The organism is Streptomyces sp. NRRL F-2580, from assembly GCF_000720115.1.
GTDB lineage: Bacteria > Actinomycetota > Actinomycetes > Streptomycetales > Streptomycetaceae > Streptomyces.
This window is the reverse complement of sequence record NZ_JOIR01000092.1, coordinates 1-2,700: the sequence shown is the minus strand read 5'-3', so window position 1 is coordinate 2,700 and position 2,700 is coordinate 1. Positions and strand designations below refer to the sequence as shown.

General features: G+C 68.9%; 3 protein-coding genes. All 3 read right to left on the bottom strand.

Annotation, left to right across the window (positions count from 1 at the left end; all coding sequences use genetic code 11):
• Positions 1-705 (bottom strand): adenosylhomocysteinase (locus IF88_RS0139515; protein ID WP_030724358.1); only part of this gene is annotated, 705 nt, incomplete at its 3' end.
• A gap of 25 nt (positions 706-730) precedes the next feature.
• Complete coding sequence (metF, locus tag IF88_RS0139510; protein WP_078893442.1) at positions 731-1,663, bottom strand: methylenetetrahydrofolate reductase [NAD(P)H]; 933 nt, start codon at positions 1,661-1,663, stop codon at positions 731-733.
• Between the two features lie 28 nt (positions 1,664-1,691).
• Positions 1,692-2,700: vitamin B12 dependent-methionine synthase activation domain-containing protein (locus IF88_RS0139505; RefSeq protein ID WP_030724354.1), on the bottom strand; the 1,009-nt coding region annotated here is incomplete at its 5' end.

The following is a 2,700-nucleotide window of genomic DNA, read 5'->3' as shown; positions in this document are numbered from 1 at the left end:
ACGGTTGATGCCGTCGATCAGCGAGTGACGGCAGCCGTACTTGTTGTCGAACTTCGACTTCGTCACCGCGTCGTTCACGTTGATCGCCGGGAACAGCAGGGCGCCGGCCTGGTGCATCTCGTAGAGGCGGTGGACCCCGGTGGTGGTCTCCTCCGTCACGCCGCGGATCTCAGACGCCAGCGCCGTCCAGTCGATGGACGTTTTTTGCAACAGGTCCAGGACCAGGGCCATTTCCTCGTTGTCCGCGGTGGACGGATCCGGGGCGGCGCCCGCCTTCTGGTACTCGACACCCTTGTGGACCAGGAGGGTGGCGTCACCGCCGTCGTCGAGGATCATGTTGGGGCCCGCGTGGCCGGGCCAGGTCAGCGCCTGCTCCGTGCACCACCAGTACTCCTCCAGCGTCTCGCCCTTCCAGGCGAACACCGGGATGCCGGCGGCGGCAACGGCGGCGGCCGCGTGGTCCTGCGTCGAGTAGATGTTGCAGGACACCCAGCGCACCTGCGCCCCGAGCGCCACCAGCGTCTCGATCAGGACGGCCGTCTGCACGGTCATGTGCAGGGAGCCGGTGATCCTCGCCCCGGCCAGGGGCTGCGAGGGGGCGTACTCCTTGCGGATCGACATCAGACCGGGCATCTCGTGCTCGGCGAGGGTGATCTCCTTGCGGCCGAATTCCGCGAGCGAGAGATCTGCGACCTTGAAGTCCATGGGGTCTACTCCGTGATGGTGATGGCTAGTTCTGGCTGAGGTTCAGGTTCTGATGGATCTCTAGAGTCGCGGTGGACTTGTTGAGAGTGATGTAGTGCAGGCCCGGCGCACCCTCGGCGAGTAGACGCTCGGCCATCGCCGTCGCGTACTCCACACCGATGCGGTGGCCGGCCGCCGGATCGTCCTTCGCCGCCTCCAGCCGCCGGGCGAGCGCCGCCGGGAAGCGGGCGTCGCTCAGCTCCGCGAAGCGCCGGATCTGGCGGAAATCGGTGGCCGGCATGATCTCCGGGATGACCGGTGTCAGACAGCCCACGGCGCCGAGCCGGTCGCGCAGCCGCAGGTAGTCCTCGGCGTGGAAGAACATCTGGGTGATGGCGTAGTCCGCGCCGGCCCGGCACTTCGCGGCGAAGTGCCGGATGTCCTCACTCCAGCCGGGCGAGCGCGGATGCCGCTCCGGGAAAGCCGCCACACCCACCGTGAAATCACCCAACTGCCGGATCAAAGTGACCAGTTCGTGAGCATGGGCCAGCCCCTGCGGATGCGGCGTCCACTGCCCCTTCGGGTCACCGGGCGGGTCACCGCGCAGCGCGAGCACATCGCGGATACCCGCGTCCGCGTACTGACCGATGATGTGACGCAGCTCGGCGACCGAGTGCCCCACCGCCGTCAGGTGCGCCACCGGACGCAAGGTGGTCTGCGCAGCGATGCGCTTGGTGACCTCCACCGTGCGGTCCCGGGAGGAACCACCGGCCCCGTAGGTGACCGAGACGAACGACGGCGCGAACGGCTCGATCCGGCGGATCGCCGCCCACAGGGTGCGCTCCCCGGCATCCGTCTTCGGCGGGAAGAACTCGAACGAGAAGGTCCGCCGGCCCTGGGACAGCAGCTCACGGACACCGGGGGCGGCGGGGGCAGAGGGGCGGGGACGGTCGGTGGTGGCGGCCAGAGCAGCCGGCATGTCGCACTCCTTTCCAACACGGCGGCACTCAGCGTGCGTTGAAGTACGTCGCCTCGGGGTGATGGATCACGATCGCGTCCGTGGACTGCTCCGGGTGGAGCTGGAACTCCTCCGACAGGTGGACACCGATCCGCTCCGGCCGCAAAAGGCCGGCGATCTTCGCCCGGTCCTCCAGGTCGGGGCAGGCGGGATACCCCAACGAGTAGCGGCAGCCCTGGTACTCGGTGCGGAACATGCCGTCCATGGAGCCCGGATCCAAACCGGCGATGCCCAGCTCGCCACGGACCCGCGCATGCCAGTACTCGGCCAGTGCCTCCGCGAGCTGCACGGAGAGGCCGTGCAGCTCCATGTACTCGCGGTAGGCGTCCGCGGCGAAGAGCCGGGCCGTCTCCTCGCCGATCCGCGAGCCGACGGTGACCACCTGCAGGCCCACGACGTCGGTGTCCCCGCAGTCCTCGGAGCGGAAGAAGTCGGCCAGGCACAGCCGGCGGCCCCGGCCCTGGCGGGGGAAGGTGAAACGGGTCCGCTCGGACCCGTTCTCGTCGAGGATGATCAGGTCCTCGTCCTTGGAGACACAACGGAAGTAGCCGTGCACGACGGCCGCTTCGAGCAGTGCGTCGGTGTGCAGCCGGTCCAGCCAGCCACGCAGCCGGGGCCGCCCGTCCGTCTCGATCGTCTCGGTGTCCTTCAGCCCCCACTGGCCCTTGAACAGGGCCGTCTCATCCAGCCAGGAGGCGTAGTCCTTGAGCGGGATGCCCCTGACGACGCGGGTGCCCCAGAACGGCGGGGCGGGGACCGGGTTGTCGACGGCGACGTCGGAGCGGCCCCCCGGCTCGGCTGCCACCACCGGCAGCGGCGTATCGCGCTTGGCGACACGGCGCTGCTTGAGCGGCGGCAACTCGACGCCGGGAACACCGCGTTTCACACCCATCAGCGCATCCATGAGGCGCAGGCCTTCGAAGGCGTCGCGGGCGTAGCGGACTTCGCCTTCGTAGATTTCGTGGAGGTCTTGTTCGACGTAGGCGCGGGTGAGGGCG